Raw genomic sequence first — 19,555 nt, forward strand, 5'->3', positions numbered from 1 at the left:
GGGCCGGTGCCGCTGTCACCGGGCCGGAAAAGAGGCGTGGCGCCGCCCGCCCGTGGAACGGGCCGGACGGCGCCACGCGTCGGACCGGAGACTATCCGGGGAAGTTATCCGGGGAAGTCATCCGGGGAAGGGCTTGCTCGCGTCCTCCTCGGCCTTGATGCACGCGTCGAGCTTCCTCTGGATGGCGGCCGCCTCGCTCAGCGCCTTCTTGGCCGCCGCGGTCTCCCCGAGCTGCTTCAGCCTCGTGGCCTTGTTCTTGAGGGCGGCTATCTGCTGGCGCATCTGGTTCTTGTTGCACGTGACGGTGGCCTTGGCGGTGACCGCGCCCCGGCCGGCCGGCGTGGCGGCGTGCGCGGGCACCGAGGCGAAGAGGAAGCCCCCGACGACGGCCGCGGAGACGGCCAGGGCGGAAAGACGCTTGGTCATGAGTTGATTCCCCCATATATGGCGTGACTTGGTCGAAGTCGATCTTACGGGGGCTGGCGGGGGAGCGCGTCCGGGCCGCGCCGCCTCGACGGTGCGCCGGTCGTAGTGGACGAGGTCCGGGTACGCCCGCTCCGCCCGGCTGGTGGCAGCTCCGGCAGGACTCGTCGCCGGAAGACGCTCACCCCCCGCCCGGGGGCCCTGGGCGGGGGGTGAGCTCGCACACGTCGCTCAGCCAGGCCGCGCCCGTCCGCCGTACGGCGAGCGGCCGCGCCGCCGGGGCCGCCGCCAGGACAGCCGCGTCCCACTGGACTCCGCCCGGTGGCTTCAGCGGGTGCTGAGCATGCCCTCGCGCAGGCGGGTCAGGCAGCGGGAGAGCAGCCGGGAGACGTGCATCTGGGAGACACCGAGGCGCTCGCCGATCTGGGCCTGGGTGAGTTCCTCCACGAAGCGCATGTGGATGATCTGCCGGTCCCGCTCGTCGAGTTCGGCGATCAGGGGGGCCAGGGCGTGGAAGTCCTCCACCAGCTCCAGGGCCGCGTCCTCGGTGCCGATGAAGTCCTGCAGGGCCGCCTCGCCCTCCTCGCTGCCGCTGATCGCGGCGTCCAGGGAGGCGGAGTTGTAGCCGTTGGCGGCCAGGCGGGCCTCGCGGACCTCGTCCTCGGACAGGCTCATCAGCTCCGACAGTTCCTTGTCGGACGGGGTGCGGCCCAGCCGGCTGCGCAGCTCCTCGGTGGCGCGGGCGAGCTGGACGCGGGCCTCCTGAAGGCGGCGGGGCACATGCACGGCCCAGGTGGTGTCGCGGAAGAACCGCTTGATCTCGCCGACGATGTAGGGGATGGCGAAGGAGGTGAACTCCGCCTCCCGCGACAGCTCGAACCGGTCGATCGCCTTGATCAGGCCGATCATGCCGACCTGGACGATGTCCTCCATCTCCTCCGGTCCACGGCTGCGGAAGCGGCCGGCCGCGTAGCGGACCAGGGACATGTTCATCTCTATGAGCGTGTTGCGGGCGTAGCTGTACTCGGGGGTGCCCTCTTCCAGGACCGCCAGCTGCTCGAAGAAGAGCCGCGACAGCTCCCGGGCGTCCTTGGGCGCCACCTTGGAGGGGTCGGCGACTTCGGGCAGTTCGGTGGTCCGCGTGTCGGATGCCGTCGTGCTCGTGAGCACCATGTTGTTCCCCTCCCGAGTTCGAACTGTCCGCGACCGCCGGCCCTGGCCGGCGTCATCGCAGCGGCTACCCGCTCATCCTGCACCTACACCCGGGTCCGCACGAATCGGGGGGATCTCCCCTGCGGAGGCCGGCGGCTCGCGGCGCGTACCGGTGCATACCGGTGCGCGGTGCTCCTCCGCGCGAATCCGGGGCAGACGGGGGGAACACCGGCGGGACGAACGAAGGAGGAGAACATGGCCGAGGACTCCTCGGTGAAGGCGGTGGGCTGGGCGCGCTCACTGCCGATCAGCAGCGGGGTGAAGGCGGCCCGGGACTGGACGCGCGTGCACCTGACGGCGCTGGGGTGGGCCGAGACGGCGCCGGACCTGGTGGACTCGGTGCTGCTGACGGTGTCCGAGCTGGTCACCAACGCCCATGTACACGCCCGCAGTTCGGCACAGCTGATCCTCACCTGGGACCAGTCGTGTCTGCACGTGACCGTCCACGACGCCTCTCCCCGGCTGCCCGAGCAGCGTGACCCCGGAGCCGAGGCGCTGGGCGGCCGAGGTCTGCTCCTGGTCGACGCCCTGGCCGACACCGTGGAGGTCCACCGCTGCCCGTACGGCAAGGACGTCACCGCGTGCTTCCAGCCGCCGTCGCCCTCGACGGCCGGGTAGACCGGCACACGCGCGGGGACCGGCTGAAGCCCAGCCGGTCCCCGCGTGCGGAAGTGGTGCGTCAGGTCACCATCGGTACCAGCGTCCGCGGCCACCACCCGCGTTGGTGGAGCGCATGACGAAGCCGAGCAGCCAGAGCACCAGGACGGCGACGGCGACCCACCACAGGATCTTGATGGCGAATCCGGCGCCGAAGAGAATCAGCGCGAGGAGCAGCACAAGCAGCAAGGGAACCATAGTTATCTACCTCCTGGACCACCGTTTGCCCTCGGCCGGTGCCCACATTCCTCGAAGGCGCCTTGTTTGTGGAGGAAAAGTGGGGGAAATAGCGGCACGGCATTCACGCGGTGCTTTCACGCGGTGTTCCCTGTCTTTCCCGGTGTTCCCGGTGTTCCCGCCGTGATGACGGCCTCCTCCTGTGCGAGATCGGTGCGCGCCGTGCGCCGGGGTACCCGGGACACCTCTGTTCGGCGGATCAAGGGGTGATGGTGTGCGGCGGCAGTTGATGTGGATGCTCGTGGCGCGGGGTACGGCGGCCCTGCTGTTCGGGGTGGTCGCCCTGGTGTGGCCGGGGGTGACCGTCCTCGCGCTGGCGCTCCTCTTCGGCGTGTACGCGCTCGCCGACGGCCTGGCCCTCCTGGTGAGCGCCTTCCGCCGGCAAGGGGACGCGGCCCACCGCGCCGCGCACGCGACCGGGGGTGTCCTGGGCGCCGCGGCGGGCGTGGTCAGCATCGCCTGGCCCGGCGTCACCGTCCTCGCCCTGGCCGCGCTGATCGGCGCCTGGGCCGTGGTCACCGGCAGCGCGGAGATCTGGGCGGCGGTGCGCTTCCGGCACGAACTGCACCACGAGTGGGTGCTGTTCCTGGCCGGCGTCGTATCGGTCGCGGCCGGGGTGCTCGTCTGGGTCCGGCCGGACGTGGGCGCGCTCACCATCGCCCAGGTCATCGGTGTCTACGCCCTGCTCAGCGGCGCGCTGGTGCTGGCCGCGGCCCGGCGGCTGCGCGGTACGGCCACCGCGCGGCAGCCGGTGCGCCACGCACGGCACGCCTGAGCGGGGGCACCCGAGCGGGAGCACCCGAGCGGGAGCGCCGGAGCACACGGCGATGCGGCGACGCCGGGGCGAGCGGACACAGCATGTTCACGCACTCGCCCGGTGGCCGGCCGCCCCGTGGGCACCCGGCCACGGTTGCCTGCCGGGAGGGAGCCCGACCGTGGTCATCGTTGCCTGCCTTCTCCTGCCCCTCGTGGGACTGCTGCTGTACGGCATGGACCGTGTGGAGGACTGGCTGACACGCTCACCGGGGCCGCCCCGGCACGCCGGAGCGCGCCGTCTGCGTCTGATCGCGGGCGGCCGCCAGGGGTCCCCCGCCCGCCCGGGAACGGGCGGCCGGCAGGGCACCGCCGCCCGTTCCCGGACGCCCCGGCACACCTCCCGCGCCGCCTGAGCGGCATCCGGTGCCGCCGGCGGCGTAACGCGGGAACACCCCCACCGCGTGTAAGAGATGACGTCCGGCCACGAAAGGACACACGGTGGGGGAAGCACCCGCGGACTACCTGGAGTTCGCAGCCGCCCGCAGCGGACCGCTGTTCAGGACCGCCTGCCTGCTCACGGGCGACTGGCACCTCGCCGAGGACCTGGTCCAGGAGACCCTCGCCAAGATGTACCGCTCCTGGCGGCGGATCAGCCGGGCGCAGGCGCCGGTGGCCTACGCCGACACCGTGCTCGTCCGCAGCTTCCTCTCCCAGCGGCGCCGCCGCAGTTCCACGGAGCGCCCCAGCGACCGGCTGCCCGACGCCGCCGCCCCGGCGCGGGACCCCGAGCTGCGGATGACCCTGCTGGACGGCCTGGCCCGGATGGCGGCCAAGGACCGTGCCGTCCTGGTGCTCCGCTACTGGGAGGACCGCTCGGTGGAGGAGACCGCACAGGTCCTCCAAGTGTCACCGGGCGCCGTGCGGGCCCGGAGCATGCGCGCCCTGGAGAGGCTGCGCGCCCTGCTCGGCGACCAGCTGGCCGACCTGACCGCATGACGAGCACGGCCGGGCGGCGCTCCGCTCCCGGGCCGGCCGACGCCCCAGACGAACGGAGACCCGCCATGTCACGCGACGAGGACCTTGAGCGACGGCTGGCCCGCGCCATGACCGGCGCCGCCGAGACGTTCCCGCCCCACTCCCCCGACCTGGTGCGGCGTTCCGTCGTCCGGGGCCGGCGGATGCGGCTGGTCCGCGCCACCCAGGTCGCCGCCGCCACGGCCGCCTTCGCCGCGGTCGCCGCGGGCGGCGCGCTGCTGGGCACGGACGCCCTCGGCGGCACACCCGGGCGGCCGACGGCCGGCGGTCCCGCACACTCCACCGTGCGGTCGCCGTCCCGGGCTCCGGCGTCCGTCAGCGGCGAGGAGATGGTCCGCACGCTGAAGAGCCTGCTGCCTCCCGGCGGCACCGTCTCCGCGGCCTCGGGGAGGGGCTCCGCGGGGGACGGCCCCGCCGTCTGGCCGACCGCCGAGCTCACCTACTCCACCGCGAACGGCTCCTCCGGCATCGACGTCTCCGTCGCGCGGCTGGATCCCGGCACCACCGCCGGCCAGGGGAGCGGGGACGGCTGCCTGCCGGTGGAGGTCCGCCCCTACGACAAGTGCGCCACCCGCAAGCTCCCGGGCGGCGCGGTGCTCACCACCACCGAGTCGTTCACCTATCCCAGCAGCGACACCGGGCAGAAACGCTGGTACGTGGTGCTCACCACCCCGGCCGGGGCGCAGGTGACGGTGCAGGAGTTCGGCGGCGGCAGCGAGAAGGGCTCGGCCGACGGGGGCGACCCGCTGCTGTCGATCGCCCAGCTGACCTCGATCGTGCGCAGCCCGGCCTGGAACAAGGCGATCGCCGCACTGCCGGCCCCGCGGGGAGCCGCCTCCACCGGCGCCTCCGACGGCGCCTCCGCCGCGGCGCGGCGGGTGCCCGGCGCCCGGATGACCCGGGTGCTGAGGTCGCACCTGCCCCGCGGCGGGACCACCTCCGGCCTGAACGCGAGCGACGATCTGGTCCAGCTCGTCTACGACGACGGGCGCGGGAAGAACATGGTGCAGGTGGACGCGCAGTACGGCATGACCAGACTCCTGGCCCGGCACATGGGCTGCGCCGGTGTGGCCGGCGCGTGCGAGGCCACGACCCTGGCCGACGGCACCAGGGTCAAGAAGGTCAGGGGCCCCTCCGAGAAGGGCGGTCCGGCCACGGTGTGGCTGGTCGACACCCTGCGTCCGGACGGCCGCCGGGTCGCCGTGCGGGAGGTCAACTCGTACGCCGAGAGCACCCCGGTGACCCGCCCGGCGCCGGCCCTGGGCATGGACGAGCTCCTGGCGATCGCCCTGGACAAGCGCCTCTTCACCGGCTGAGCGGCACCGGCCGGGCCCCCGCGAGCGGATGACGGACGACACCGGCGACGGCGAACGACCTGGACCGCGCCGCTCGCCGAGGCGTCAGTTCACGGTGAAGGTGTAGTCGTACGGCGCCAGTTGGATGCCGGAGCGGGTCGTCGCGTAGACCGTGAGGTCGTACCAGCCGGCCGCGGCCGGGGTCCAGTCGACGCTCGCGGTGTGCCGGGCGTCCGCGGGGACCGTGACCTCGGGGTCACCGTCGTTGAAGGTGTACGTGTAGCTCACGACGTCCGCCACCTTCGGCGTGAACGTGAACGTCCCCGGGACGCCGGCGGCGCCGCCCGAACCGTTCTCGGGGTAGACGTCCGAGGCGACGGTGGGAGTGGTGTCGTAGGTGGTGCCCCACCAGGCGGATCCGCTCACCCAGCCGTTCGCGCTGGTGCTGGTCACTTGGACGTTCTCGCCGTAGATGCCGTCCAGTGCGAGTTCCACGGTCGCCGTGCCGTCCGCCCCCGCCGCGACCTCGATGGTCCTGTCGCTCTGACCGCCCGAGGTCCGCACGGAGTAGCTCACGACCGGGCTCTTCGCCTGGAGCCCGGGGTCGGGACGGAGCGTGAACTCGGTCGGCTCGCCGAACCCGGGCTGCGGGACGGCCGGGGTGACGGTGGGCGCGGGGGAGCTGACCAGGAAGCTGTAGCTGGTGACCGGCGACCCGTTGTAGGCCCGGTCCAGGCTGCGCACGTACAGCGTCATCCGGCCGGAGCCGAGCGGCGGGACCAGGCTGAGCGTGGCCGAGCCGCCGAGCGTGTCGGCGCGCTTGAAGTACGTCGTGTCGGCGTACGGGTCGACGGGCTGCGGAACGCCGTGGTCACCGATGCCGGTGCCGATGACCGGCAGATCCTGCTGCCAGGAGAACTCGAACCCCTCGACGTCGTCGGCACCGCCCGCGCCCAGCGTGAACTCGACGCGTTCGCCGCCCTCGTTCCACACGTCCGGCGGGTAGTTCGGGGAGGTGAGGGTGGGCGCGTTCGCCGGGCGGGTGTCGTCGATCGTGACGTAGCAGGGGGCTGACCAGTCCGAGACCGCGTTCCCGGCCACCGTCTGCGCCTGCCACGCGTACGTCTGCCCGTCGGCGAGCGCGTCGGCGGGCAGGGTGGCGGGGGCCTCGGAGCCGGGGGTGACGCGGTCGCGGGTGACCGTGGTGATCCGCGCCGGGTCGGTGACCGGCCAGGCCCGGTACCGGACGCCGACCAGGGAGGTGCCGGTGGTGCCGGTGATCCCGGGGACGCCCTCGACGACGAGGCCGTCGCCGGCCCAGCGGTACGAGGGCCGGTCCGCGTCGGTCGAGCAGTGCCGGTGGCCGTCGAACAGCTGAGTCGGCGTGGCGGGCGTCCCGTCGGCCGCGTGCGCGGGCGACGCGGCGGCGGCCAGTGCGAGAGCGAGGGTTCCCAGAGCGGCCAGGACCGCACGGGGTCCCGCGCCGAAGGACATGGTCAAGTGTTCCCTCCCCATGGGGTGCCCGCACGCGGCGCGCCGATACGCACTGCCGTACGAGCGGCGAGGGGATCGTACGGGGGTGCCGTGGCCCGGTGCACGGGGTTTGTCCGGCCAGGCGGGGTGTGGAGCCGGCCGGCCGTCGGTCATCCGCAGAGTGCCGGGGCCGGCGTTTCACCTCGGTGTCGACGACGTCCTGGAGTCGCCGGTACGCCGAACTCGACGGCGGCACGGGGGCGATGGGAGTCCCGGCCCCCGTCGGGCGGGGCCCAAGGTGCCGAGTGGTCTGGAGAACTCACCTGCCTGTGGCCGGACTTGAGCGATGACTCCGCAGGGGAGGCCGCACCGCGGGCCCCTTCGCGATCTCCGTCCCCGGCGCGGCGGACGGGCCCGGTCCTGCTGCTACTCTCGTGCCGCTGTGCACGGGGGGGCAGTCGGGGGGCTGGGTGTTTCCGCAGCACCGTCGACGCGTGCCCGACCGGCCGTCGGCCGTCCCGTCCCGCACTTCCCCGCTGAGAAGCCCAGGAGGCGACGATGGCCCGTCGTACCACCAGCCGTGGCGTCGTCGCCGCGCTGGCGATCCTCACCGCGACCGCCGGTCCCGGCCCGCTGGCCCACGCGGCCGACGCGGACAACGATGTCGCGCGCACCGCCCTCGCGGTGGAGAAGGTCTTCCAGGCGGACCGCTACACACCGCGCAGGGACCGTCTCTACAGCGCCGGCCCCCATGGCTACCTGCACGCGCAGGAGGGGCGTTCCGGTTTCCTGTGGACGTCGTACGACACCGGCGCGACGACCGGGCTGGGCAGCCTGGCGCGCCTCGAACTCCCCGGCTACCTGGGGTCGTCGTCCGATGTCGTGGCCGATGTCGTCTCGCCCACCGGCAAGGTCGTCCTCCGGGACCCGTCCGCCGGCACCACCACGGACGTCACCCTCACCCACGGCGCGTACATGGCGACCTTCGGTGCCCATGTGCTGACCCAGGCCCGCGGCACCGACGGCGACCGCGTGCTGTGGCTGTACGGCGAGGGCGCGCCCGCCGAGGGCACCCCGGTCGACGGCTGGCCGGCCGGAATCACGGCGAACGCGAGGGTCCTGGGCGGCGACAGCGGCACCGCCGTCATCGGTTACGCGCGGGCGGACGGCGAGCAGCACCTGGCGCTGGTGGACCTGGCCGCCGCGAGGGTCACCGGCGACGTGGCCGTAGCCGTTGCCCCGACGGGCGTCGCGCTGAGCGCCGACCGGCTGGTCTGGTGGTCCGACCTCAAGGCGGCGCACGTCCTGGACCGCGCCGACCTCTCCGCCGCCGGGACGACACTGACGCTGCCCGGCACCGAGGGCACCCCGCACGTGGGCATCGCCGGGCGCTGGCTGGTGGTGGCCCGTTCCGTGCCGTCGGACCCGTACAACCTGGTCGACAAGTCCGGCGAGCCGCTCATGGCCGTCCCCCTCACGGGCGGTGACCCGCTCACCCTGCTCCGGCACGCGAACACGTCCCTCGTCCCGGCACCGGACGGCAGTCTGCTGGCCGTCGGCGGCAGCGACGCCGGGCACTGGGCGGTGCGCAGGGTCACCGACACCGGGGCGGACACCCCCGCGCTGACGGAACTGACCACCGTACCGCCGGCGGGAGCGAAGATCGACCGGCTGTCGCTGCAGAACGGCACCCTGGCCACCGACGAGGCCGACAGCAGCCTCATGGGCGGCTACTACACCCGGCGGGTCGCCGCCGACGGAACACCGAGCGCGCCGACCTGGCGGAACTGGAACCTTCGCGGGGTGGGCCCGTACGCCACCGGGGACGGCCGCGCGATCACGTTCACCGCCGAGCCCGAGCCCGACGGCTCATACGTCCAGTCCCTCGACAAGAACGACGAGGCCGGCTTCTTCCACGTGCCCTCCGCCTCCGGAAGCGTCCTCGACGTCACCGGCCGCTACGCCATCGTCAACGGGTCCTCCCCCGCCAGGCAGTACGTCGGCGACCTCGGCGTCTACGGCGACCTCGAGCCCGTCGTCACCCGCCCCGTCACGGCCGCGTCCGTCTGGGGGACCAGCCTGTGGACGCCGGGTTCCGGCACCGGAGTCGTCACCGCGAAGGACCTGAAGACCGGCAAGACCACCGGCACCGTCGCCACCGGCGCCCCGTGCGTCCCCAAGGAGCTCCAGGTGGTGGGCCGCTGGATCTACTGGTCCTGCGGCCCGGCCGCGACGGCCGGCGTCTGGGACCGTACGGCGAAGAGGAACATCCCCGTCCCGTCCGGCCAGGCGCTGCTCGGTGACGGCTACCTCGTCCGGCACGACACCGCGGCCGGGGCGCTCCTCCTCACCGCCTTCTCCGACGGCACCGCCACCACCCGCAGGATCGGCGACCTCGCGGCGGGCACCTCCAGCCTGCGCGGAGTGACCTGGACCGTGGACAAGTTCGGCGGCCCCGTGGCCTATGTGGACGCCGACCAGCGCATCCACCTCGTCCCCAGCGGGGTCGCCGCCCAGCGGCTCGCCGTCGTCGAGTCCGAGGTGACCGACAACGCGTGGGAGAGCAGCGCGGCGAGCGCCCCGTGGTGGCGGTGGCGCGGACTGCTGTCCAAGCCCGCCGCCTCCTGGACGGCCACCCTCACCAGCAAGGCCACCGGCGCCGTGGTCCGCAAGATCTCCGGCGGTGAGGTGGACGGCACCCTGGCCGTACGGTGGGACACGCGTGACGGCAAGGGCGCGTTCGTCCCCAACGGCACGTACACCTTCACCCTGACGGCCCCGCCCGCCGACGGCTCGGGACCGGCGCTGACGGTGTCGCGGACGGTGAAGGTGTCCGTCGGGGCCGCCGTACGCCATGACTTCACCAACGGCGGCACCTGGGCGCCCGACGGGACCGGCGACGCGCTGACCCTCACCTCGTCCGGCGTCGTCAGCTACCGGCCGGGCAACGGCACGGGCGCCTTCGCCAAGGGCATGCCCGCCTCGGGCTGGCCCTCCTCCGTGACACTCGTCCCGTTCGGCGACCTCAACGGCGACCGCCGCAACGACATCCTCGTCCGGTTCGGCAGCGGCGAACTGCGGGCCTACCGGACCATGCGCGGGCAGGCCTTCCTCACGAGCACCCCGCACACCTCGCTGGGCACCGGCTGGAACCAGTACGACGTGCTGACCTCTCCCGGGGACATCACGGGCGACGGACGCCCCGACCTGATCGCGCGCAAGGCGTCGACGGGAGAGGTGTTCCTGTACAAGGGCACGAGCGCGGGAAAGCTGTCCGCACGGGTCCGGATCGCGGCGAACTGGTCGGGTTACAAGAAGGTCGTGGGTGTCGGGGACTTCAACCGGGACGGCCGCGGCGACCTCCTGGCCCAGGACCGCTCCAACACGCTGTGGCGCTACGACGGCAACGGCTCCGGCGGCTTCAAGTCCCGCGTGAAGGTGGCCTCCGGCTGGGGCTCGTCGTACAACGTCGTCGTGGGTGTCGGCGACATCACCGGCGACGGCAAGGCGGACATCGTCTCCCGCGACACCGCCGGCAACCTGTGGCGCAACAGCGGCAACGGCGCGGGGTCGTTCGGACCCCGCGCCAGGATCGGCACGGGATGGCAGGCGTACAAGGGCGTGTTCTGACGTCCCGGTCCCGTGACGGCGGCTCAGCAGTACCCGGCGTGGAGGAACCCGCGCCGGGAAGGCGTCCCCAGGTCCAGCGGGATGTCGACGTGCTCCGGGAGCGCCGGCAGGCGTGTGTTCGGGACGATGAACTCCCGGCCGGTGTACCTCTCCCGCACGGACTGCCGGGCGGCGGGCTCGCACACGAACGGGTTGGCGTACGTGTTGTAGCCGAGCCCGACGCCCGTGTTGAGGAAGCCCGCGTCCTGGCACTGGTACAGCGCGCCCCTCAGCGCGGCGGCGTCCCGGGGGCCCCGGTACCGCGACTGGAAGTGCGCGAAGCACGCCTTCGACTCGCCGCCGTCGTACGGGGACGGGCCGGCGGCCGCCAGCGCACCGAGGAAGGAACGGTTGCAGCCGATGGCCGCCGAAGGCGCCGCGCCCGCGAGCAACGCGGTACGGCGGCAGCCGGTCACCTTCTGGAACGCGCCCACGACGTCCTCGTCCCTGCGGAGCCGGGAATAGGCGACGACGAGGTCCCGCTGGGCGGCGAGCGGGTACGCGGACGTGTGGCCGAACCGTTCGTCGAGCACGCGGAACCACGTCTCGAAGCTCGGCACCAGCGCCCGGACGCCCGGCGGGAGGGTGTAGACGGCGAGGTCCGTCGGGACGGACCAGGTCTCGAGTCCCGGGTACCCTACGTACGACAGGACCCCGATGCCCACCTTCGGCGGCCGGTCCCCGTACCGCCTGCGCAACTGAAGGTACCGTTCGAGGTTGGTGCCGGACCCGGCCCACGCGTACCAGAAGCCGCGGGGATAGAGCGAGGAGTCCCCCCGCGTGTGCGTGGTGCCGAACAGGGCGGGTGACACGCACCGGACCTGCCGCGCGTCCCATGCGGCCCGGTACTCGGCGGGCGTGGCGATGCAGCCGGCCCTGGAGAGCGCCGCGTGACCACGGACGTGCGCGAACGCGCCCGGGGCACCCGCCAGGACGAGCAGACAGGCGGCGAGGAGGGCCAACGGCCGCGCGCGGTGCCCGCCGCGCCGGGACCGGCGGCTCATCGCGCCGCCCCGTATCCGCCGGGCCGGCCGGCTCCCGGCCCGGTCGAGGCGCCCGGCGCGCACAGGAACGACTTGTCGTCCAGGCTCGCGGCGAGCCGGCAGGTGGGGCCGAGCACGCGGCCGTTCGTGGTGCGGAAGGTGAGGACCCACGTGTCGCCGGCGGAGCTGTGGCCGAGGTCCGCGTACCCGGCGATGCCCGTGCCTCCCATGGGGCCCACCGTCTGGGTGATCGACTGGTGGACGGGCTGCGGCGGGGTGCCGACCGGCTGGCCGAGGACCAGGAGGTCGTCCGGGCCGTTGTCCAGCGGGCCGCCCGAGGAGCCCACGGTCAGCTGCGGTGGGCGGACCGTGCCGAAATCGACCATCTGGTAGAGGTGCACGTGCCCCGAGAGCACCAGCCGTACGTTGCGTGCCAGCCGGTGCAGTGCCGTGTCGGCGACCGCGTCGCCGAGGACCCTGGTCAGCCAGGTCACGTCACCGGTTGTGTGCCCCGCCGCCTTCACCATCCACAGCGGCTTGTGCGTGAACAGGAAGAAGTCCTCGCCGGGACGCCGCCGGGCGTACTGGTTCACCTGGTTGAGCTGCCTGGTGAAGACGGCCTTGCCCGCCGTGCTCCCCGTGTCCCCGGGGTCGGCGTACGAGGAGTCCAGGGCGACGAGGTTCAGCAGGCCCGCACGGATCGCCACGGGGTCGGTGAACCGGTCGCACGACCCGTCGTCGCGGAGGTCGTCGGCGAGGTAGCGGAACCACGCGCCGCCCGCACCACCGTGGAAACTCGCGTTGCAGTCCTCGTGGTTGCCGCGGGTCAACGCGACCGGCGCGCCGGCCAGCAGCGTCTCCGCGGGCCGGAAGAAGTCGGCGACGACACAGGCCCAGCTCGCCGCGTCGGCGGTCGTCGTGCAGCCCGGGTTCCGCTGCTTGTCGTTCTCCCGGTCCGGGTCCTCGCGGTAGAGGTAGTCACCGACGTGGACGACGAGGTCGGGCCGTGTCACGGTGGCGGCGCTGTTCGCGATCGTGGGGAACGGCCAGCCGGTCTGGTGGTTCGCGCAGTTCTGGACCGTGCCGGCCTTCGGGACCGAGCAGCCGGTGTCACCGATGACCGCGATCCTCTCGGGGCGTGTCGCCGACGTCCAGCCGGGCAGGGGGAGCCGGCGGTCGCCGGGGTGCAGCACGGCCGCGGGCACCTGTTCCAGCCGCGCGCCGGACGCCGTGAGCGGCACACCCAGCTCGCAGACGGTGGTGGGGAACTGCGCCCCCATGGGGGTGCTCACCCGGTGCATCGGGTGCGTGTCCCTGGCCGTCCCCAGGGTGTAGCGGACCGAGGGGCACTGCTGGCTGGTGTCGGTGGACACGTAGCGGATCTGGGTCCCGCGGCCGGTGAGCTGCGTCCACGCCCAGGCCTCACCGCCGGCCCTGCCCGGCGGAGGCGCGGGAAGTGGCGGTCTCGGGGGATGCGGGGGGCTCTGGGGACGCGCCGCCGTGGCCGAGGTGGTGGTGACGGAGGTGGCCGTGACGGCAGTGGTCGTGGCCGAGGGTGCCGTGGCCGAGGCGGCGGTGGCCGAGGTGGCCGTGACCGAGGCGGCCGCGGCCAGCGCGCTCACCAGGGCGAGCGCGACCAGGCGATGTTTCATGCTCCGGCTCCGGTTCCTTCGTTCCTGTGAAGGTGAGCGCCCGCGGATCACCGCCGAGTGCCACCATGCCGGAGCGTTCCGGATGCGCTCGCTCCGTACACCACCTCGGAGCCGAATGGCCTAGGCGCCCGGAGCCGCGCGCCGCTTCACGACCACGGTGAACTCCGTGCGCCCGAGCCGCCCTGACGGCACGTCAGCCGAGGCAGAGGCCCAGCAGGCAGAGCTGGGTGGGGGACGTCGGCGCCGGGGAGGGCGCGGTTCCGGGGGTGTCCGGGGCGGTGTCGCCGGTCGTCGGGGCCGGGGCCGGTGGGGTCGCCGTGTCGGTGTGGCCCGGGGCCGGTCCGCTGGTGCCCGCCGTACCGCCGGAGGACGCGGGGCCGGTGGTCTGCTGCCGCGGGGGCGACACGACGGCCGGGCGGTGAGGGGGAGCGGAGTCCGCCCGCGTCACCGGGGCGGCGGTGCCGGGCGTGGCAGGGAGGCTCTGCTGCCGGGGGATGACGTTGACCGAGGCGTGCCTCGCGGGCGTGGTGCGGGGCGCGTGCTGCTCCGGAGCATGCGGAGCCCGAGGGGCCTGCGGAGCCCGAGGGGCCTGGGGAGCGGGTTCCGTCTCCACCCGCTCCCTCGCCGCGCCCATGCTCCGGTCCTCCGGTGCGGCGGCCGCCTGCGCCTGGCCGGCGGTGTGCCGGTCCAGCGTGGCGAGCGACAGGCCGCCGCCGACGAGTGCGAAGGCGGTGGCGACCACGGCCCGCCGCTGGTGCTTCCTGAGTCGGGCGAGTTGGCGGCGGCGTGCCGCCCTGCCCGGCCGCGCGGAGGACATCCCCGGGGTGTCGGCGGACGGCCCGGCGGCGGCCTCCGTGTCGTGCTCCGGCCCCGGCTCGCTGTCCCAGGGGGTGGACGTGTCCGTGGCCGTCCACTCGGCAGACCGGCCGGGGCCGACGCGGTCGGCGAGGAGCGGCGGCGCGATGTCCGGGGCGTACGCACCGCACCCGGGGCAGACCAGGGCGCCATTGAGATGCCGGCGACACGTGGAGCAGTAGTCCATCTGCGGTCTTCCTCGGTTGACTGCGCCGTCGGCCCGCCCGGGCCACGGCCTGGTCACGCTCGTACAGGGGGTCGAGCGATCAGCAACGGTAACGACCCCTTCGCAAGGCTGTGTGCAGCCTGTGTGGGGCTCCTGCGCAGATTCGGACGTACGGTGTCGTGGTGAGCGGGGTGGATGTGCGGGGGTGGCCGGCCGGTCGTTACCAACTGCGGGACCTGCTGGGGAGCGGCGCGATGGGCGAGGTGTGGCGGGCCGACGACCGCCTCCTCGGCCGTCCCGTGGCGGTCAAACTGCTGCGCACCGACGAGGCCGCCGACGTGGAGCGGTTCCGGCTGGAGGCCCGGACCGCGGGCCGGCTCAACCACCCCAACGTCGTCGGCGTGTACGACTTCGGCTCCCACCACGGCCGGCTCTACCTGGTCATGGAACTCGTCGACGGCTGGAGTCTGGCCCAGGAGCGCTCCCTGCGCGGCGCCGTCGACCCGCGGGAGGCGGCGGTCCTCGCCGCCCAGGTGGCCTCCGGCCTGGCCGCCGCGCACCGGCAGGGGGTGATCCACCGGGACGTCAAGCCCGCCAACGTCATGCTGAGCGCCGACCGTACGGCCAAGATCGCGGACTTCGGCATCGCACGCTTCGCCGACGAGGCGGCCGCCGGCCTGACGGCCACCGGCAAGATCGTCGGCACCGCCGACTACCTCGCGCCCGAACGGGCCCTCGGCCGCCCCGCCCACCCCGCGTCCGACGTCTACTCCCTCGGCTGCGTGCTCTACGAACTCCTCACCGGCCGGCCCCCGTTCCGCGGTACGACGCCCTTGGCCGTGGTGCGGCAGCATGTCGACGCGGCACCCCCACCGCCTGTCCGGCTGCGCCCCGGTGTCCCGCAGGAGCTCTCGGACTACGTACTGCTCCTGCTCGCCAAGGAACCGGCCCACCGCCCCACCGCGGACCAGGCGGCCGACTGGCTCGCGTCGTACGGCCGGGCCGCCCACCCACCCGCCGCGCACCGCGCCGCCCTTCCGCCGGCCCCGGCCACCGCTCCGGCCCCCGCCGCGCCCCCCGCTCCGGCACCCGCCCCGGGGACCCGCGTGCCCCGCACCGCGACGCACTCCCGTCCGCGGGTCCGCCGGAAACCGACGGCCAGGGCAGCGGCCGTCGGTGCCGGCCTCGCGCTGTTCGCCGCGGCGGCGGCCCTCGGGGTGTCGCTGAACTCCGGCGGGGACACCCCGGCGTCCCCGCCCGCTTCCGCTCCCACCGCGCTCACCACCCCCGCACCGGCGACAGGAACCGTGTCACCGGCCTCGGCGCCCGCCGCCACCTCTCCGACACCGCGGCAGGCGCGGGAACAGGTCGGTGACCGGGAAGAGGGGCGCGGGGGCAACCACGGCAAGGGCAAGGGCGGTCACCACGGTCCCGGCGGCTGACCGCCCCCGCGGCGGGGCGGCCTGGCGGGCGTTCCGGCGCATCGGCAAGCATGCGCGTGCGGCCCGGTGCGACGCCGCGTACCGGCGTCGCCCGCCTCGGCACCCGCCGCCTCTCCCACACCGCGGCAGGCGCGGGAACAGGTCGGTGACCGGGAAGAGGGGCGCGGGGGCAACCGCGGCAAGGGCAAGGGCAAGGGCGGTCACCACGGTCCCGGCGGCTGACCGCCCCCGCGGCGGGGCGGCCTGGCGGGCGTTCCGGCGCATCGGCAAGCATGCGGGTGCGGCCCGGTGCCTCCGTACCGCTCAGAGTTCCCTGGCCGGCCAGTCCAGCAGGCGGGCGCCGATGACCGCGGTCTGCAGCATGTAGCGGTGGGCCGGGTCGGCCGGGTCGGCTCCGGTGAGGGTGTGGATGCGTTCCAGGCGGTAGGTCATGGCCCGCACGCTGAGGGACAGGCGGCGGGCGGCCTCGGTGGCGACGCAGCCGGAGTCGAAGTAGGCGGTGAGCGTGTCGAGGAGCGGCTCGGCGCCGCCGCGTGCCGTGGTGAGCGGGCCGAGGGTGCCGAGGACGAGGTCGGCCATGGCCTGCCGGTCGCGGGTCAGGACCGGATACACGAGGAGGTCGGCGGCGCGCAGGACCGGCTCGTCCAGGTCCAGCCGTTCCGCCAGTTCCAGGGTGTTCAGGGCCTCCTCGTAGGACTGGACCACTCCGCCGGGACCGGGTTGCGGGCGGCCGATGGCCACCGTGCCGCTGCCGGTGGCGGCGTGGGCCTGCTGGGCGAAGTAGGGCAGGACCTCGTCCTCGTGGCCGGGAGCGATGCACAGCAGCCGGCCGTCCTTCGTGGTGAGCAGCACGTCGCGGTTGCCGAAGCGGGCCAGCAGCGCCTGCTCCACCTGCCGTGCCACCGGTGCGCCTTCCTCGTAGGCCACCGGGCCCTCCGCGACGGCGACGGCGTGCGCGTGGGAGAGGCGGAGGCCGAAGCGTTCGGCGCGTTCGGCGAGGCGGCCCAGGTCGCTGCGGCCGTAGAGCAGGTCGTCGATGAACTCCCGGCGTGCGGCCTCCTCCTGGCGCACGGCGAGGCGCTGCGCGCGTTCGTAGCCCTCGGCGAAGGCGTCTATCACCTGGTGCACGGCGGCCAGGGCGCTGTCGGCCGAGCCACGGCCGTGCAGCGGCACGGCGCGTGCGGCGGTCAGGTGGGCGCTGACCAGGGCCCGCAGCCCGTAGCCCGCCTCCGCCGCCTGCTCGCCCAGGGACCGCCGGGACGCGATCTCCTCCCGGGTGAGGCGGCGGCCCGTGGCCGACACCTCGGCCAGGATGCGGGCGTAGCCGTCCAGATACTGCTCGGGAATGTCCCGCCCCGTCACGCCACCCCCCGCGATCCTGACGCGCCGATGACGCTCTCTTGGCATGTCACCAGCATGCAGACCCTAGTGAACACTGCCGGTCACCGGCAATGCGCGGGCGTGCGCCGGTCCCTCATCATGACCCGCGGGGAGCACTGCGGAGGGCTCCGATGCCGGACACCGGCAGGTGCCGGCACCGGCGCCCGTACCGCCGCGGTGCACCGTTCACCGACGCGCGCCTGCCCCTTCGACCGCCCTCTGCCTCAAGGACGTATGCCATGTCTGTCATCGGCGTGCTCGCCGTCGCCCTCCTGCTGTCCACAGCGGCCGTTGTGCTGGTCTTCTCCCGGCTGTTCCGCAAGGTGGAGCAGGGCAAGGCGCTGATCGTCTCCAAGACGCGCAAGGTCGACGTGACCTTCACCGGGCAGGTCGTGCTGCCGGTGCTGCACAAGGCCGAGGTGATGGACATCTCGGTGAAGACGATCGAGATCACCCGGGCGGGCAAGGAAGGGCTGATCTGCCGGGACAACATCCGCGCGGACATCCGCATCTCGTTCTTCGTCAAGGTCAACAAGACCGTGGAGGACGTCATCAAGGTCGCCCAGGCCGTGGGCACCCAGCGGGCCAGCGACCAGCGCACTCTCCAGGAGCTGTTCCACGCGAAGTTCTCCGAGGCGCTGAAGACGGTCGGCAAGCAGATGGACTTCACCGACCTGTACACCCAGCGCGAGGAACTCCGCTACAAGATCATCGAGTTGATCGGTGTCGACCTCAACGGCTACCACCTGGAGGACGCGGCGATCGACTACCTGGAGCAGACGCCGCTGACCCAGCTGGACCCGGCCAACGTGCTCGACGCCCAGGGCATCCGGAAGATCACCGAGCTGACGACGATCGAGCACGTGCGCACCAACGAGTACCAGCGCACCGAGGAGAAGGAGATCACCCGGCAGAACGTCGACGCCCGCGAGGCCATCCTGGAGCTGGAGCGCCGGCAGGCGGACGCCGAGATCAAGCAGCGGCGGGAGATCGAGACCTCCCGGGCCCGCGAGGAGGCCGAGACCGCGCGGGTGGTCGAGGAGGAGCGGCTGCGCGCCCAGTCCGCCTTCCTGCGCACCGAGGAGCAGCTCGGTGTGCAGCGGGAGAACCAGGCCCGGGAGGTCGCCGTCGCGGCGAAGAACCGTGAGCGGGTCATCGCCGTGGAGAACGAGCGCATCGAGAAGGACCGGCTGCTGGAGGTCATCGCGCGGGAGCGGGAGACCCAGCTGACGCGGATCGCCGCCGAGAAGGAGGTCGAGGCGGAGCGCAGGGAGATCGCCGAGGTCATCCGCGAGCGGGTCGCGGTGGACCGTACGGTCGCCGAGCAGGAGGAGGCCATCAAGAAGCTGCGCGCGGTGGAGGAGGCCGAGCGGCAGCGGCAGGCCGTGGTCATCGCCGCGGAGGCCGAGGCGCAGGAGAAGCTGGTCAAGGACATCAAGGCCGCGGAAGCCGCCGAGCAGGCGGCCACCCACCGGGCCGCCGAGGAACTGACCCTCGCCCAGGCCCGGCTGAAGAGCGCCGACCTGGACGCGCAGGCGAAGGTGAGGCTCGCCGAGGGGGTGCGGGCCGAGGCCGCCGCCGAGGGACTGGCCGCCGTCCAGGTCCGCGACAAGGAGGCCGAGGTCATCGAGAAGGCCGGCCGCGCCGAGGCGGAGGCGACCGGGGCCCGGCTGCGGGCGGAGGCCGAGGGCGTGCGGGCCAAGGCCCTCGCCCAGGCCGAGGCGATCGGGGAGAAGCTCAAGGCGGAGGCCGCCGGGCTCACCGAGAAGGCCGCCGCGATGGCCGCCCTGGACGAGGCGTCCCGCGGGCACGAGGAGTACCGGCTGCGGCTGGAGGCGGAGAAGGACATCCGGCTGGCCGGACTGGACACGCAGCGCAAGGTTGCCGAGGCGCAGGCCACCGTCCTCGCCACCGGCCTGGAGAACGCCGACATCAACATCGTCGGCGGCGAGTCGGTCTTCTTCGACAAGCTGGTCGGCTCCATCGCCCTCGGCCAGGGCGTCGACGCCTTCGTGCGGAACTCGCAGACCGCGCGGACACTGGCGAAGCCCTGGCTGGACGGCACGTCGAGCTTCACCGACGACCTCGCCCGCATCCTCGGCCCGGTCTCGACGGCCGACGTGCAGAACCTGACCGTCTCCGCCCTGCTGATGCGCCTCATGAAGGCGGACGGCACGAACGCCGGACACCTGAAGCAGCTCCTCGACAAGGCGGGCGAACTCGGCCTCGCCGACACCCCGCTCACCGCCCTCAACGGCGCGGCCAGGGCCTGACCGGCACCAGGCGGTGCCGGAGCTGCCGCACAGGGGACGGCAGCTCC

General features: G+C 73.6%; 16 protein-coding genes. 8 read left to right on the forward strand and 8 right to left on the reverse strand.

Annotation, left to right across the window (positions count from 1 at the left end; genetic code table 11):
* Window positions 1-117: 117 nt before the first annotated feature.
* Window positions 118-426 (reverse strand): hypothetical protein, encoded by a 309-nt coding sequence (locus AB0947_RS11215; protein WP_366750074.1) that lies wholly within the window; start codon window positions 424-426, stop codon window positions 118-120.
* 324 nt (window positions 427-750) lie between these two features.
* Window positions 751-1,596, reverse strand: a complete 846-nt coding sequence (locus AB0947_RS11220) for an RNA polymerase sigma factor SigF (RefSeq protein WP_366750075.1) — start codon at window positions 1,594-1,596, stop codon at window positions 751-753.
* Between the two features lie 234 nt (window positions 1,597-1,830).
* Between AB0947_RS11220 and AB0947_RS11225 the strand changes: the two genes are divergently transcribed.
* Window positions 1,831-2,253, forward strand: coding sequence for an ATP-binding protein (locus tag AB0947_RS11225; protein WP_366750076.1), 423 nt, complete (start codon window positions 1,831-1,833; stop codon window positions 2,251-2,253).
* Between the two features lie 66 nt (window positions 2,254-2,319).
* Here the strand turns inward: AB0947_RS11225 and AB0947_RS11230 are convergent, their stop codons facing one another.
* Window positions 2,320-2,490 carry a hydrophobic protein gene (locus tag AB0947_RS11230; protein WP_171154443.1) on the reverse strand — a complete coding sequence of 57 codons (171 nt, stop codon included), beginning with the start codon at window positions 2,488-2,490 and terminating at the stop codon, window positions 2,320-2,322.
* Window positions 2,491-2,743: 253 nt separating this feature from the next.
* On the opposite strand from AB0947_RS11230, the gene AB0947_RS11235 reads away from it, so the two are divergent.
* From AB0947_RS11235 to AB0947_RS11250, 4 genes are all read left to right on the forward strand, one after another.
* The gene (locus AB0947_RS11235; RefSeq protein WP_366750077.1) at window positions 2,744-3,304 is read left to right on the forward strand and encodes an HdeD family acid-resistance protein; all 561 of its coding nucleotides are present in this window, start codon (window positions 2,744-2,746) and stop codon (window positions 3,302-3,304) included.
* 160 nt (window positions 3,305-3,464) lie between these two features.
* Window positions 3,465-3,698, forward strand: a complete 234-nt coding sequence (locus tag AB0947_RS11240) for a hypothetical protein (RefSeq protein WP_366750078.1) — start codon at window positions 3,465-3,467, stop codon at window positions 3,696-3,698.
* A gap of 85 nt (window positions 3,699-3,783) precedes the next feature.
* The gene (locus AB0947_RS11245) at window positions 3,784-4,281 is read left to right on the forward strand and encodes a SigE family RNA polymerase sigma factor (RefSeq protein WP_366750079.1); all 498 of its coding nucleotides are present in this window, start codon (window positions 3,784-3,786) and stop codon (window positions 4,279-4,281) included.
* A 65-nt stretch (window positions 4,282-4,346) separates the two neighbouring features.
* The gene (locus AB0947_RS11250) at window positions 4,347-5,636 is read left to right on the forward strand and encodes a hypothetical protein (RefSeq protein ID WP_366750080.1); all 1,290 of its coding nucleotides are present in this window, start codon (window positions 4,347-4,349) and stop codon (window positions 5,634-5,636) included.
* A gap of 84 nt (window positions 5,637-5,720) precedes the next feature.
* Here AB0947_RS11250 and AB0947_RS11255 read toward each other — a convergent pair whose 3' ends face one another.
* Window positions 5,721-7,109, reverse strand: a complete 1,389-nt coding sequence (locus tag AB0947_RS11255) for a hypothetical protein (protein ID WP_366750304.1) — start codon at window positions 7,107-7,109, stop codon at window positions 5,721-5,723.
* 537 nt (window positions 7,110-7,646) lie between these two features.
* Between AB0947_RS11255 and AB0947_RS11260 the strand changes: the two genes are divergently transcribed.
* On the forward strand, window positions 7,647-10,718 hold the full coding sequence (locus AB0947_RS11260) for an FG-GAP-like repeat-containing protein (protein ID WP_366750081.1): 3,072 nt from the start codon (window positions 7,647-7,649) through the stop codon (window positions 10,716-10,718).
* A 23-nt stretch (window positions 10,719-10,741) separates the two neighbouring features.
* On the opposite strand, the gene AB0947_RS11265 is transcribed toward AB0947_RS11260, so the two are convergent.
* The 3 genes from AB0947_RS11265 to AB0947_RS11275 form a co-directional block, all read right to left on the reverse strand.
* The gene (locus tag AB0947_RS11265) at window positions 10,742-11,761 is read right to left on the reverse strand and encodes a hypothetical protein (protein ID WP_366750082.1); all 1,020 of its coding nucleotides are present in this window, start codon (window positions 11,759-11,761) and stop codon (window positions 10,742-10,744) included.
* Window positions 11,758-13,392 carry a metallophosphoesterase gene (locus AB0947_RS11270; protein ID WP_366750083.1) on the reverse strand — a complete coding sequence of 545 codons (1,635 nt, stop codon included), beginning with the start codon at window positions 13,390-13,392 and terminating at the stop codon, window positions 11,758-11,760. The genes AB0947_RS11265 and AB0947_RS11270 overlap by 4 nt, the downstream gene beginning before the upstream one ends.
* 193 nt (window positions 13,393-13,585) lie before the next feature.
* Window positions 13,586-14,434 carry a hypothetical protein gene (locus tag AB0947_RS11275; RefSeq protein ID WP_366750084.1) on the reverse strand — a complete coding sequence of 283 codons (849 nt, stop codon included), beginning with the start codon at window positions 14,432-14,434 and terminating at the stop codon, window positions 13,586-13,588.
* 161 nt (window positions 14,435-14,595) lie between these two features.
* On the opposite strand from AB0947_RS11275, the gene AB0947_RS11280 reads away from it, so the two are divergent.
* Entirely contained in the window at window positions 14,596-15,855 is a 1,260-nt protein-coding gene (locus tag AB0947_RS11280) for a protein kinase (RefSeq protein ID WP_366750085.1), read from the forward strand.
* A gap of 303 nt (window positions 15,856-16,158) precedes the next feature.
* Here AB0947_RS11280 and AB0947_RS11285 read toward each other — a convergent pair whose 3' ends face one another.
* A complete protein-coding gene (locus tag AB0947_RS11285; protein WP_366750086.1) occupies window positions 16,159-17,217 on the reverse strand; it encodes a helix-turn-helix domain-containing protein in 1,059 nt (352 codons plus the stop codon).
* A gap of 257 nt (window positions 17,218-17,474) precedes the next feature.
* On the opposite strand from AB0947_RS11285, the gene AB0947_RS11290 reads away from it, so the two are divergent.
* The gene (locus tag AB0947_RS11290; protein ID WP_366750087.1) at window positions 17,475-19,508 is read left to right on the forward strand and encodes an SPFH domain-containing protein; all 2,034 of its coding nucleotides are present in this window, start codon (window positions 17,475-17,477) and stop codon (window positions 19,506-19,508) included.
* The last annotated feature ends 47 nt before the right edge of the window (window positions 19,509-19,555 follow it).

Origin of the sequence: Streptomyces sp. NPDC047841 (assembly GCF_040704085.1) — a bacterium.
Taxonomy (GTDB): domain Bacteria; phylum Actinomycetota; class Actinomycetes; order Streptomycetales; family Streptomycetaceae; genus Streptomyces; species Streptomyces argyrophylli.